The following is a 13686-nucleotide window of genomic DNA, read 5'->3' as shown; positions in this document are numbered from 1 at the left end:
CCCGTAGTCCCCGCCCAGTAGCCACCCGTGCGTGCTGAGGAGCCATGGCGTGAACCTGTCCGATTCCCCTGCCCGGACGCCCCTGCTGTGGGCGCTGTCCGGCGACAGCGGGGGCGCCCTCGCGGCGCAGGCGCGACGGCTGCGCGACCACCTGCGCACCCTGCCCGAGTGGAGCCCGGCGGACATCGGGCTCGCCCTCGCGCGCACCACCGTCACCACCCCGGGACGGCGCGCCGCCCTCGTGGCCGGCGCACCCGAAGAGTTCCTGGACCGCCTCGACGCGCTGGCCCGCGGGCGCCGCGCCTCCGGCCTCGTCGAGGGGCCCGGCGGGGCCGACACCGCCGTCGCCTTCGTCTTCCCGGGCCAGGGCTCCCAGTGGCCCGGGATGGCCGCCGGGCTCATCGACTCGGCGGCGGGGTTCAGAAGCCGCGTGGACGCCTGCGCGCAGGCCCTCGAACCCTTTGTCGACTGGTCCCTCATGGACGTGCTGCGTGCCGCCGACGGTGCGCCCGCCCTGGAGCGGCCCGACGTCGTACAGCCCGCACTGTTCGCCGTCGGCGTCTCCCTGGCCGGACTCTGGCGTGACCACGGTGTGGAGCCGTCCGCCGTCCTGGGCCACAGCTGCGGCGAGATCTCCGCCGCGGCCGTCAGCGGAGCACTCTCCCTCGACGACAGCGCCCGCGTCGTCGCCCTGTGGAGCCAGGCGCAGGCCACCCTCTCCGGGAGCGGGGAGATGGTCTCCGTGATGGCTCCCGTCACCGATGTCGCAGCCCGCCTGGCCGACTACGAAGGCCAGTTGGAGGTCGCCGCGATCAACGGGCCGGGCTCGGTGATCGTGTCGGGCGACACCGCCGCCGCCGCGGAACTGATCGCCCGCCTCACCGCCGAGGGCGTCCACGCACGCCGGATCGCCGTCGGACTCGCCGCGCACTCCCCGCACATCGACACCATCGTGCCCCGGCTGCTCGCGGATCTGGCCGCCGTGCGGCCGCTGGCCGCCGACCTCCCGTACTACTCCGGTCTCACCGGCGACCGGCTCCCGGAACCGGTCCTGGACGCGGACTACTGGGCCCGCAACCTGCGCGGCACGGTCCGCTTCCACGAAGCCGGCGCGGCCCTGCTGCGCGACGGCCACCGCCTCCTCCTGGAGGTCAGCCCGCACCCCGTCCTCACCACCGCCCTCCAGGCGACCGCCGCCGAACGGAACGCCGCCGCCCACATCGGCGCGACGCTGCGCCGCGGCCACGGTGGCCGCGCGCAGTTCCTCACCGCCCTCGGCGAGGCGTACGCGCACGGTGCGGCCACCGACCGCGAGGCCGTCTTCGGGGCGCTCGACGCCCGGCCCGCCGACCTGCCCGCCGGTCTGTGGGAAGCGGACGACGACGCGGAGACGCCGGACCCGGCGACCGCTCTGCGCGACGACCTGGCCCGCCTCACCGCCGTGGGGCGGCGCGAGCGGCTGCTGCGCGTCGTGTGCCAGGAGGTCGCCGCCGTGCTCGGCGACGTGGGGACCGTCGACCCCGACGCCACCTTCACCGGCCTCGGCCTCGACTCCGTGACGGCGGTGGAGATCCGCAACCGCCTCGCCGCGGTCACCGGCGCCGGGGCGCTGCCCGTGACGGCCGTCTTCGACCACCCCACCCCGAGGAGGTTCGCCGAGCTTCTCGGGGACGAGCTGCCGGCCGGTTCGACCCGGGGCGCCCCGCGAGCGGACCGGCACGCGGACCGCGAGGGCGCCGCAGGACGTGACACGTCCGAGGCGGCCACCGACGACGACCCGGTGGCGATCGTCGCGATGGGCTGCCGGTACCCGGGCGGCGCCGACACCCCGGAACGCCTGTGGCGGCTCCTGACCGACGGCGGCGACGCCGTGACACCGTTCCCCGGCAACCGCGGCTGGAGCACCGAGGGCGCCTGTGCCCCCGAGGACATCGCGCCCGGCCGCCACTACCAGCGCGAGGCCGGGTTCCTGCTGGACGCCGACCGCTTCGACGCCGAGTTCTTCGGCATCTCGCCCCGCGAGGCACTCGCCATGGACCCGCAGCAGCGGCTCCTCCTGGAGACGTCCTGGGAAACCCTGGAGCGCGCCGGGATCGACCCGCACACCCTGCGCGGCAGCCGCACCGGGGTCTACGTCGGCGCCATGACCATGGACTACGGCCCGCGCCTGCACGAAGCGACGGACGGCAACGGCCATCTCCTCACCGGCAACACCGGCAGCGTCGCCTCCGGCCGCATCGCCTACGCCCTCGGCCTCGAAGGCGCCGCCGTGACCGTGGACACGGCCTGCTCCTCCTCGCTCGTCGCCCTGCACCTCGCGGTACAGGCGCTGCGCCGTGGCGAGTGCGCCCTCGCCCTCACCGGCGGCGCGACGGTGATGCCGACACCGGGCATGTTCGTGGAGTTCAGCAGCCAGGGCGGCCTGGCCGCCGACGGCCGCTGCAAGGCGTTCTCCGCGCGGGCCGACGGGTTCGGCCTCGCCGAGGGAGTGGGCGTCCTGCTGCTGGAGCGGCTGTCGGACGCGCGTCGCAACGGGCACCCGGTGCTCGCCGTGGTGCGGGGGAGCGCTGTCAACCAGGACGGCGCGAGCAACGGTCTGACCGCCCCGAACGGTCCGAGCCAGCAACGAGTGATCCGCGCGGCGCTGGCCGACGCGGGACTCTCCGCGCAGGACGTGGCCGCGGTCGAGGCACACGGGACCGGCACCCGCCTCGGGGACCCGATCGAGGCACAGGCGCTACTCGCCACCTACGGTCAACAGCGCCGGGAGGGAAGGCCGTTGTGGCTCGGCTCGCTGAAGTCCAACATCGGCCACACCCAGGCAGCCGCCGGTGTCGGCGGCGTGCTGAAGATGGTCCTGGCGATGCGGTACGGCCTGCTGCCCCGGTCCCTGCACATCACCGAGCCGACGCCGTACGTGGACTGGAACGCCGGCGAGGTGCGCCTGCTCACCGAAGCCACACCCTGGCCACCGGGCGACGGACCCCGGCGGGCCGGGATCTCCGGATTCGGGATCAGCGGGACCAACGCGCATGTGATCGTGGAACAGCCTGTCCCGGAGCCGGAGCCGGAGCCGGAGCCGGAGCCGGAAGCTCCCGCCGCCGGTGACCCGGGCACGCCGGTGCCGTGGGTGGTGTCCGCCAGGTCCGCGGGGGCGCTGCGGGAGCAGGCGGCACGTCTCGCGCACGTCTGCGGCGCGGACGTGCGGGCCGGTGATGTGGGTCTGTCGCTCGTGGGGACACGCGCGCTGCACGAGTACCGGGCCGTGGTGGCCGGAGACCGCCGGGAGCTTCTGAAGGGCCTACGGGCGGTGGCGGCGGGCGAGCCTTCCCCGTTCGTGGCGGAGGGCCGGGCGTCGACGACCGGCGGGACCGTGTTCGTGTTCCCCGGGCAGGGGACGCAGTGGCTCGGGATGGCACGTGAACTCCTCACCGAATCGGCGCCGTTCGCCGCCTCGATGGAGGAGTGCCAGGCGGCACTGACCCCCTTCACCGAGTGGTCGCTGCTGGACGTGGTGCGCTCCGGCGACGGGCTCGACCGGGTGGACGTGGTGCAGCCCGCGCTCTTCGCGGTGATGGTGTCGCTGGCCCGGCTCTGGCAAGCGTTCGGCGTGGTGCCGGACGCCGTGGTCGGCCACTCGCAGGGGGAGATCGCGGCGGCGGTGGTCGCCGGAGGGCTGTCCCTGACGGACGGGGCGAAGGTGGTCGCCCTGCGCAGCCGGGCGATCCTCCGGCTGGCCGGACACGGGGGCATGGTGTCACTGGCGCTGCCCACGGCGGCCGTCGAGGAGCGGCTGGCCGGCTGGGCCGGGCGGCTGTCGGTGGCCGCGGTCAACGGTCCCTCGGCCGTGGTGGTGTCCGGAGACGGCGACGCCCTCGACGAACTGCTCGCGTCCTGTGCGCAGGACGGGGTGCGGGCCCGGCGGGTCGATGTGGACTACGCGTCGCACTCCGCCCACGTGGAACGTGTCGAGGAGGAGGTACGGGAGGCGCTGGAGGGGGTCGAGCCGGCCGAGGGGCGGATACCGCTCCTCTCCACGGTGACGGGGCAGTGGCTGGACACCTCGGCGATGAACGGCGGGTACTGGTACCGGAACCTGCGGGGCACCGTCGGCTTCGAGCCCGCCGTCCGCACCCTCGCCGAGCAGGGATTCGGCACGTACATCGAGGTCAGCCCGCATCCCGTGCTGACCATGGCGGTCGAGGAGACCCTGGACGCGGCCGGCACGGCGGGCGCGGTACTCGGCACGCTGCGCCGGAACGAAGGCGGCCTGCGGCGCATGCTCCTGGCGGTCGGCGAGGCCCACGCGCGGGGTGTCGCCGTCGACTGGACTCCGGTCTTCGACGGTACCGGGGCCGCCCGGATCGACCTGCCCACCTACGCCTTCCAGCGCGAGCGGTTCTGGCTGTCCGGCGCACGGCCGCCGGGCGGCGGGCCCACGGTGACGGACGGACTGTGGGAGGAGCTGACGGCGGCGGAACCGGCCACTCTCGCCGAGACGTTGAGCGTGACGCCACAGGCCCTGGGCGAGGTGCTGCCCGCGCTGACCGCCTGGTGGGACGGCCGGACGCGGGAACGGCGCGTCGACTCCTGGCGGTACCGCGTGGGCTGGCGGGTGCTGGACCAGCGGCCCGCTTCGGCGCCGCCCGGGCACTGGCTCGCCGTGTGCCCCGAGGGCGGGGCCGCCGCCGACGTCGTCGGCGGGCTCGGCGCCGTCGGCCTCGATCTCACCGTTGTGAGAGCCGAAGGGCCCGGGCAGAGCCGCGCCGAACTGGCCGACGCGCTCACGGCTGCCGTCGGGCGGCGGCCCCTCGCCGGTGTCCTCTCACTGTTGGCTGACGAACAGCGGCCGCATCCCGAGCACCCCGAGGTACCCGGCGGGCTCGCCCTCAGCCTCGCGCTGGTGCAGGCGCTCGGCGACGCCGGTATCTACGCGCCGCTGTGGTGCGTGACGCGCGGCACGGCCGTGGTCGAGGCCGGGGAGCGGCCGGGTGCCCCCACGCACGCCGCCGTCGCGGCACTGGGCCGCTGCGCCGCCCTCGAACACCCCGACCGCTGGGGCGGCTCGGTCGACCTGCCGCACGAACCGGACGAGCGGACGCTGCGACGGCTGTGCGCCGTGCTGGCGTCCGTGACCGACGAGGACCAGGTAGCGGTGCGGGCGACCGGAGTCCATGGACGGCGGTTGCTGCCCGCGCCGCCGCGTGCCCGAACTGCTCGTCCGCCGGTGTCGGACGAGGCGTTCGGGCACGGCACGGTCCTGGTCACCGGCGGCACCGGAGGTGTCGGTGCCCATGTGGCGCGCCGGCTGGCCGCGCGCGGCGCCGGACATCTGCTTCTCGTCGGCCGGCGCGGGGCGCGGGCGCCGGGCGCGGAGGCGCTGCGGGCCGAACTGGAGGAGTCGGGCGCTGCCGTCACCGTGGCCGCGTGCGACGTCACCGATCCGGAGCGGGTGACCGAACTGCTCGCGGCCCTGCCGCCGGACCGTCCGCTGACCGCGGTGGTGCACGCGGCGGGCGTCCTCGACGACGGCGTCCTGGACTCCCTCACCCCCGCGCGGCTCGCCGGCCCGTTCCGGGCCAAGGTGACCGCCGCCGGGGTGCTGCACGAGGCGACCGCGCACCTCCGCCTCTCGGCGTTCGTCGTCTTCACCTCCGTCATGGGCGTCGTCGGCAACGCGGGGCAGGCCAACTACGCGGCGGCCAACGCCGCGCTGGAGGCCCTGGTGGCCTCCCGGCGGGCCGACGGGCTGCCCGGCACCGCCCTGGCCTGGGGCGCCTGGGCCGCCGGTGAGGGCATGCTCGACGACGGGGTGGCGGGCCGGCTGCGGGAGCGCGGGCTGCCCTCCATGGAGCCCGTGGCGGCCGCCACCGCCATCGGGCGTGCCCTCGCCGAGGACGACGCGCTGGTCGTCGTCGCCGACGCGGACTGGCGTCGGTTCGCCGGCACGGCGGGACCACGAGCCGCCACCCTGCTCTCCGAAGTCACCGGCCGGGACGAGGACAACGACGTGAGCCGGCCCGCCGTGTCGCGGGGAGCGTTCGGTGACCTGCTCGCCGCCGTGCCCGCCGCCGAACGGAAACGGTTCGTCACCGACCTGGTCCGGACGCACGCGGCAGCCGTCCTGCGGCACACCGTCCCCGACTCCGTGCGCCCCGAACGGGCCTTCACCGAGATGGGGTTCGACTCGCTGACCGCCGTCGAGCTGCGCAACCGGCTCGCCGCCGCCACCGGCGTGCGACTGCCCGCCACCGTGCTCTTCGACCGCCCCACACCGGCCGTCCTCGCCGTCCACCTCCTGAGCCGGCTCGGTGCGCCCGGCGAGCCCGGCACGCAGAGCGAGCCGGGCACGGAGAGCGGCCCCGCCGGCGCCCGTCCGCCGCGCGGGGCGCCCGCCGTCCCGGCCGTCCGCGACGGCGAGCCCGTCGCCGTGGTGGGCATGGGCTGCCGGTTCCCCGGCGGCGTGCGGAACCCCGGCGAGCTGTGGCGGCTGCTCGCCGACGGCCGGGACGCGGTCACGGAATGGCCCCCGGACCGGGGCTGGGACACGGCCGGACTCTACGATCCGGACCCGGACCGCACCGGAACCACCTACTGCACGCGGGGCGCGTTCCTGACGGATGCCGCCGACTTCGACGCGGAGTTCTTCGGGATCTCGCCCCGCGAGGCCCTCGCCATGGACCCCCAGCAGCGCCTCCTGCTGGAAACCTCCTGGGAGGCCGCCGAGAACGCCGGCCAGGATCCGGCGGCGCTGCGCGGGAGCCGGGTCGGTGTCTTCGTCGGCACCAACGGCCAGGACTACATGAGCCTGGCCGGCGCCGACCCCGGGGTGTCCGAAGGCCACCTGCTCACCGGCAACACGGCGAGCGTGCTGTCCGGCCGTATCTCCTACGTCCTCGGACTCCAAGGTCCCGCCCTCACCGTGGACACGGCCTGCTCCTCGTCGCTGGTCGCCGTGCACCTCGCCGCCCAGGCGCTGCGGCGCGGCGACTGCGACCAGGCGTTCGCGGGCGGCGTCACGGTGATGAGCACGCCCCGCCTGTTCGTCGAGTTCAGCCGTCAGCGCGGCCTGGCCCGCGACGGGCGGTGCAAGGCGTTCGGGGCGGGCGCGGACGGCACCGCCTGGGGCGAGGGCGCCGGAGTGCTGCTCCTGGAGCGGCTGAGTGACGCTCGGCGACACGGTCACCGGGTCCTCGCGGTGATCCGGGGCTCCGCCGTCAACCAGGACGGGGCGAGCAACGGCCTGACCGCCCCGAACGGGCCCGCCCAGCAGACCGTCATCCGCGCCGCGCTCGCCGACGCGGGCCTGCGCCCCCACCAGATCGACGCCGTCGAGGCGCACGGCACCGGCACCGTCCTCGGCGACCCCATCGAGGCACAGGCACTCCAGGCCGTCCACGCGGGGCGATCCTCCGAACGGCCGCTGTGGCTCGGCTCGGTCAAGTCCAACATCGGGCACACCCAGGCCGCCGCCGGAGTCGCCGGGCTCATGAAGACGGTCCTCGCCCTCGGCGCCGGCGAACTGCCCGGCACGCTCCACGCCGAGGAACCGAACCCGCACATCGACTGGTCCTCCGGCGACGTACGGCTGCTCAGCGGACCCACGCCCTGGCCGGAGACGAACGAGCCGCGGCGGGCCGGGGTCTCCTCGTTCGGTATCAGCGGGACCAACGCCCACATCGTCGTGGAACAGGCGCCGCCCACCGCCGCCCCGCCCACCGCCGCCCCGGCGACGGACGGCCCACCCGGGACGCGTGTCGCCGTGCCGCTGCTGCTGTCCGCCGCCACCCCGGACGCCCTGCGCGCCCAGGCAGCCCGGCTGCGTACCCATCTCGGTGAACTCCCCGGCCCCGACCTCGCTCACGTGGCCCACGCGCTCGCCACCCGGCGCTCCGCTCTCGACCACCGAGCCGCCGTCCTCGGCCGCGACCCCGACGCCGTCCGCGCGGCCCTGGACGGGCTGGCCGCCGGGACCCCCTCCGGGCGGCTCATCACCGGCCACGCCGCCGCGCCCGGCCGGACCGCCTTCCTCTTCCCCGGCCAGGGCAGCCAGCGGCCCGGCGCGGGCGCCGCTCTCTACCGCACCGAACCGGCCTTCGCCGACGCACTCGACGACGTCCTCACCCACCTGGCGCCGCACCTCTCCCAGGATCCCGGACCGCCGCTGCGCGACGTCATGTTCGCCGCACCCGGCAGCGGGCCGGCCGCGCTCCTGGAGCGCACCGGCCGCACCCAGCCCGCGCTGTTCGCCCTCCAGGTGGCGCTGTTCCGGCTGACGGAGCACTGGGGGGTGCGGCCCGACGCGCTGCTCGGGCACTCCGTCGGCGAACTCGCCGCCGCCCACGTGGCCGGGGTGCTCGGCCTGCCGGACGCCTGTGCCCTGGTCGCCGCGCGCGCCCGCCTCATGGACGCGCTGCCCGGCGGCGGCGCCATGGCCGCCGTGGAGGCCGACGAGGAGGAGGTGCGTGCGCTGCTCGCGGACGCCGGCTCCGACGCGGACGGCGTCTCGGTCGCCGCCGTCAACGGCCCGCGCTCCACCGTCCTGTCCGGTGACCGCGCACCCGTCCTGCGTCTCGCCGCGGCTCTGCGGGCGCGGGGCCGCCGGACCAAGGAACTCGCCGTCAGCCACGCCTTCCACTCGCCGCACACGGAGCCGATGCTCGACGCGTTCCGTTCCGTGGCACGCCGGATGAGGTACGAGCCGCCGCGTATCCCCGTCGTCTCCAACCTCACCGGCGCGTGGGCCACGGCCGGGGAGCTGTGCGACCCCGAGTACTGGGTACGGCAGGTCCGCGGCACCGTCCGCTTCCACGACGGGGCCCGCACCCTGCTCGCCGGCTCCACCACCAGCTGCCTCGAACTCGGCCCGGCCGGTGTCCTGTCCGGACTCCTCGAGGGGGCACGAACCGCCGGGGAGGACTGCCGAGCCGTACCGCTGCTGCGTGAGGGGCGCACCGAGGCCGAGTCACTGGCCGGCGCCCTCGCCGCCCTCCACGTGCGCGGTGTGCCCGTCGACTGGTCCGCGGGAACCCCCGCCCACACGCCGGCGCTCGACCTGCCCACCTACCCGTTCCAGCGCCGCAGGTACTGGCCCGCGGCGGCCCCGGCCCGCACCGCCGACCCCGCCGACGCGGCGGACGGCTGGACCTACCGCGTCACCTGGCGCGCCCTGCCCGATCCGGCGCCCGTCCGGCTGGCCGGGACCTGGCTGCTCGCCGTGGGCGAGGCGGACGCCGGGGCGCCGCTCACCGGGGCGTGCCGGGGCTCGCTCACCGAGCGCGGCGCCGACGTCCGCGTCCTCGCCGTGCCCGAAGGAACCGACCGGGCCGCGCTCGCCGCACGCGTACCCTCCGGCGTGAGCGGCGTCCTGTCGCTGCTCGCGCTCTCCTCCACCGGCCCCGGGACCACCCTCCTCCTCGTGCAGGCCCTCGGTGACGCGGGCACCGACGCTCCGCTGTGGTGCGTCACCACCGGTGCCGTCACCGTGGACGGCACCGGCCCGGAGAGGCCCGAACAGGCACAGGTGTGGGGACTGGGCAGGGTCGCCGCTCTCGAACACCCACAACGCTGGGGCGGCCTGGTGGACCTGCCCCGACGGCCCGACGGCACCGCGCTGCGGCGGCTGTGCGCCGTGCTGGCCGGAGCCGTGCGGACCCGCGACGGCGGCTGTGGCGAGGACCAGGTCGCCGTCCGCGCGAACGGCGTCCACGGCCGCCGCCTGGTCAGGGAGCCCGCAGCCTCCGGTGACCTCCGCGCACCCGGGCGCGGCGCGTCCGCGTGGACCGTCCGGGGCACCGCCCTCGTCACCGGGGGCACCGGTGGCCTCGGGGGCCAGGTGGCCCGCCGGCTCGCCCGGGCCGGCGCCCGGCACCTCGTCCTGACGAGCCGGCGGGGACCGCGGGCGCCCGGAGCGGACGAACTCGTCCGGGAACTCACCGCGTCGGGCACCCGGGTCACGGTCGCCGCCTGCGACGTCGCCGACCGGGCCGCCCTCGCGGAACTCCTCGAACGCCTCGCGGCCGACGGCGACACCGTGACAGCCGTCTTCCACACGGCCGGAGTCACCTCCGGCACCCGGATCGCGGACTGCTCACCCGCGCTGCTCACCGAGGAGACCGCGGCCAAGGTGCGCGGCACCACCCACCTCGACGCCCTCCTCGGCGACGACCTGGACGCCTTCGTGCTCTTCTCTTCGGTCTCCGCCGTCTGGGGCAGCGCGGGACAGGCCACCTACGCGGCCGCCAACGCCCTTCTCGACGCCGTCGCCGAGCGCCGGCGCGCACAGGGGCGCGTCGCGACCTGCGTGGCCTGGGGACCGTGGGCCGGGCCGGGCATGGCACAGGGGGAGACCGGCACGGCGCTGCGCCGCCTCGGTCTCGTCCCGATGGCACCGGAGACGGCGCTCACCGCGCTGTGGCGGGCCCTGGAGCGCGACGACAGCGGCATCACCGTCGCGGACGTGGACTGGGCGCGCTTCGCCCCGGCCTTCCGGTCCGGCCGCGAGAGCGCCCTGTTCGGCGACCTTCCCGAGGCGGCGCCCGAGCCGGCGCGGGACCCAGAGCCGGCCGCCGCCGAGCGCTGGCGTGAGCGGCTCGCCGCCCTGCCCGCCGGCGAGCGGCACCGGGTGCTCACCGAGTTGGTGCGCGCGGAGGCCGCCGCCGTCCTGGGCCACGACTCGGCGCTGGCCGTCGACACCGGGCGGTCCTTCCACGACATCGGTTTCGACTCGCTCACCGCCATCGAGCTGCGCAACCGCCTCACCGCCGCCACCGGCCTCACGCTGCCCGCCGGAACCGTCTTCGACCACCCCACCGCCACCGCGCTCGGCGACCACCTGCACGACGAACTGACCGGCACCGCCCCCGCGCCGCGGCAGGAGGCGTCCACCTCCGCCGCCACCGACGAGCCGTTGGCAATCGTCGGGATGGCCTGCCGCTTCCCGGGCGGAGTACGGAGCCCGGAGGCGCTGTGGGAGCTCGTCGTGGGGGAGCGGGACTCCATCGGCCCGCTGCCGGAGGACCGCGGCTGGCCGCTCGAATCCCTCTACGACCCCGACCCCGCGCGTGAGGGGACCTTCTACGCGAGCGGCGGCGGATTCCTCGACGGCGCGGGGGACTTCGACGCAAAGTTCTTCGGGATCTCGCCCCGTGAGGCGCTCGCCATGGACCCGCAGCAGCGGCTCCTGCTGGAGACCGCGTGGGAGGCCGTCGAACGCGCCGGCATCGACCCCGGGTCGCTGCGCGGCAGCCAGGGCGGCGTCTACCTCGGCGTCGCCGGGCAGGGATACGGCGCCGGACCGCAGGACCGGACCGCCGATGTGGAGGGCCATCTGCTCAGCGGCACCGTCACGAGCGTCGCCTCCGGGCGCATCGCCTACACCCTCGGCACCGAGGGCCCCGCCGTGACCGTCGAGACCGCCTGCTCCTCCTCACTGGTCGCCCTCCACCTGGCCGGGCAGGCGCTGCGCGCGGGGGAGTGCGCCTTCGCGCTCGTCGGCGGCGCCGCCGTCATGGCGTCCCCCGACGCCTTCGTGGAGTTCAGCCGTCAGCGCGGCCTCTCGCCCGACGGCCGCTGCCGCTCCTTCTCGGACACCGCCGACGGCACCGGCTGGGGCGAGGGCGTCGGCGTCGTGATGGTCGAACGGCTCTCCGAGGCCCGGCGCCGGGGCCATCGGGTGCTGGCGCTGGTGCGCGGTTCCGCCGTCAACCAGGACGGCGCCAGCAACGGCCTCACCGCCCCGAGCGGCCCCGCGCAGGAGCGCGTCCTGCGACGCGCTCTCGCCGCCGCCGGGTTGAGCGGCGGCGATGTCGACCTCGTCGAGGCGCACGGCACCGGGACCACCCTCGGCGACCCCATCGAGGCCCGGGCCCTGCTCGCCGTCTACGGCCAGGACCGTCCCGCCGAACAGCCGTTGTGGCTCGGCTCGCTGAAGTCCAACATCGGCCACACCCAGGCCGCCGCGGGCATCGCGGGCGTGATCAAGACGGTCATGGCCCTGCGCCACGGCCTGCTGCCCCGCACCCTCCACGCCGACACGGCCTCCACCAAGGTGGACTGGTCCACGGGGGCGGTACGGCTGCTGACCGAGGCCCGCCCGTGGGACGACACCGGCCGCCCGCGCCGGGCGGGGGTCTCCTCGTTCGGCATGAGCGGCACCAACGCGCACGCGGTGCTCGAACAGGCCCCCTACGAGCGCCCGCCGGCCGCGCGGCCCCTCTCGTCCACCGCACCGGAGCCGCTCGCCGGCGAGGCCGTGGCGCTGCCGCTCTCCGCGGCCTCCGAGCCCGCCCTGCGCGCCCAGGCGCACCGCCTGCGCGAGCACGCCGAGGCCGCGCCCGAGACGCCCCTCGCCGACCTCGCACACGCCCTCGCCACCACCCGCACCGCGTTCCGCCACCGCGCCGCGGTCACCGGCCGCGCCCGGCACGAGATCCTCGGCGCCCTGGCGGCGCTGGGGGACGGGGTGCCCGCACCCGGCGCCGTCACGGGGCGCACGGGCGAGGCCCGGACCGTGTTCGTGTTTCCGGGGCAGGGGTCGCAGTGGCCGGGGATGGCGTGTGAGCTGCTGGATTCCTCGGGGGTGTTCGCGGCTCGGGTGGCGGAGTGTGGTGAGGCGCTGGCGCCGTACACGGGGTGGTCGTTGGTGGAGGTGTTGCGTTCGGGTGAGGGGTTTGAGCGGGTGGATGTGGTGCAGCCGGTGTTGTTCTCGGTGATGGTGTCGCTGGCGGAGGTGTGGCGGTCCTACGGGGTGGAGCCGGCGGCGGTGGTGGGGCATTCCCAGGGGGAGATCGCGGCCGCGTGTGTGGCCGGAGCGCTCTCCCTGGAGGACGCCGCCCGCGTCGTCGCCCTCCGCAGCCGGGAACTCCTGCGCCTGGCGGGCCGGGGCGGCATGGTCTCCCTGGCGGCGCCCGAGGACCGCGTACGGGAGATGCTGCTGCCGTACGCGGGCCGGATCGGCGTGGCCGGAGTCAACGGCCCGCAGGCCGTCGTCGTCGCGGGCGAGCCCGCCGCCCTGGACGGGCTGGCCGCCGACTGCGCCCGCCGGTCCGTCCGGGCCCGACGGCTCCCCGTCGACTACGCCGCCCACTCCGCCCAGGTCGCCGACGTCGGCGACACGTTGCGCACCGCCCTCGCCGGAGTACGGCCCCGGACGCCGGACGTGCCGCTGTACTCCACCGTCACCGGCGGCCCCGTCGACGGAGCCGTGCTGGACGCGGAGTACTGGTACCGCAACCTGCGCGAGCCGGTCGCGTTCGCGCGCGCCACCGCGACCCTGCTGGCCGCCGGGCACGACCTGTTCATCGAGATGAGCCCGCACCCGGTGCTGGCCGCCGCTGTCTCCGGTACCGCCGAGCAGGCGCGGCTGCCCGTCACCACCGTCGGCACGCTGCGCCGCGACGACGGCGGCACCGATCGCCTCCTCGCCTCCCTCGCCGAGGCGTGGACGCACGGTGCCCCCGTCGACTGGGCCGCCGTGCTGCCCCCGCCCGCCGGCGCGCACATACCCCTGCCCACCTACGCCTTCCAGCACCAGCGGTACTGGCTGCCCACCCCGGGCCGGTCCGCTCTCGCCGCGACGGCGGCGGTCACCGGCCCGCAGCCGGCTTCCCCGCCGCCGGCTCCACCCCGTAGGACCGCCACACCTCCGCCAGCGACACCATCACCGAGAACAACACCGGCTGCACC

General features: G+C 76.2%; 1 protein-coding gene. It reads left to right on the top strand.

The features are described from left to right. Positions 1 to 49: 49 nt before the first annotated feature. A partial coding sequence (locus tag E0D90_RS16640; protein WP_227870266.1) for a type I polyketide synthase occupies positions 50 to 13686 on the top strand: 13637 nt, incomplete at its 3' end.

Origin of the sequence: Streptomyces otsuchiensis (assembly GCF_004305975.1) — a bacterium.
In the GTDB taxonomy this organism is placed as follows: Bacteria; Actinomycetota; Actinomycetes; order Streptomycetales; family Streptomycetaceae; genus Streptomyces; species Streptomyces otsuchiensis.
The sequence above is the reverse complement of the archived record's forward strand: the minus strand, read 5'-3'. Positions and strand labels throughout refer to the sequence as shown.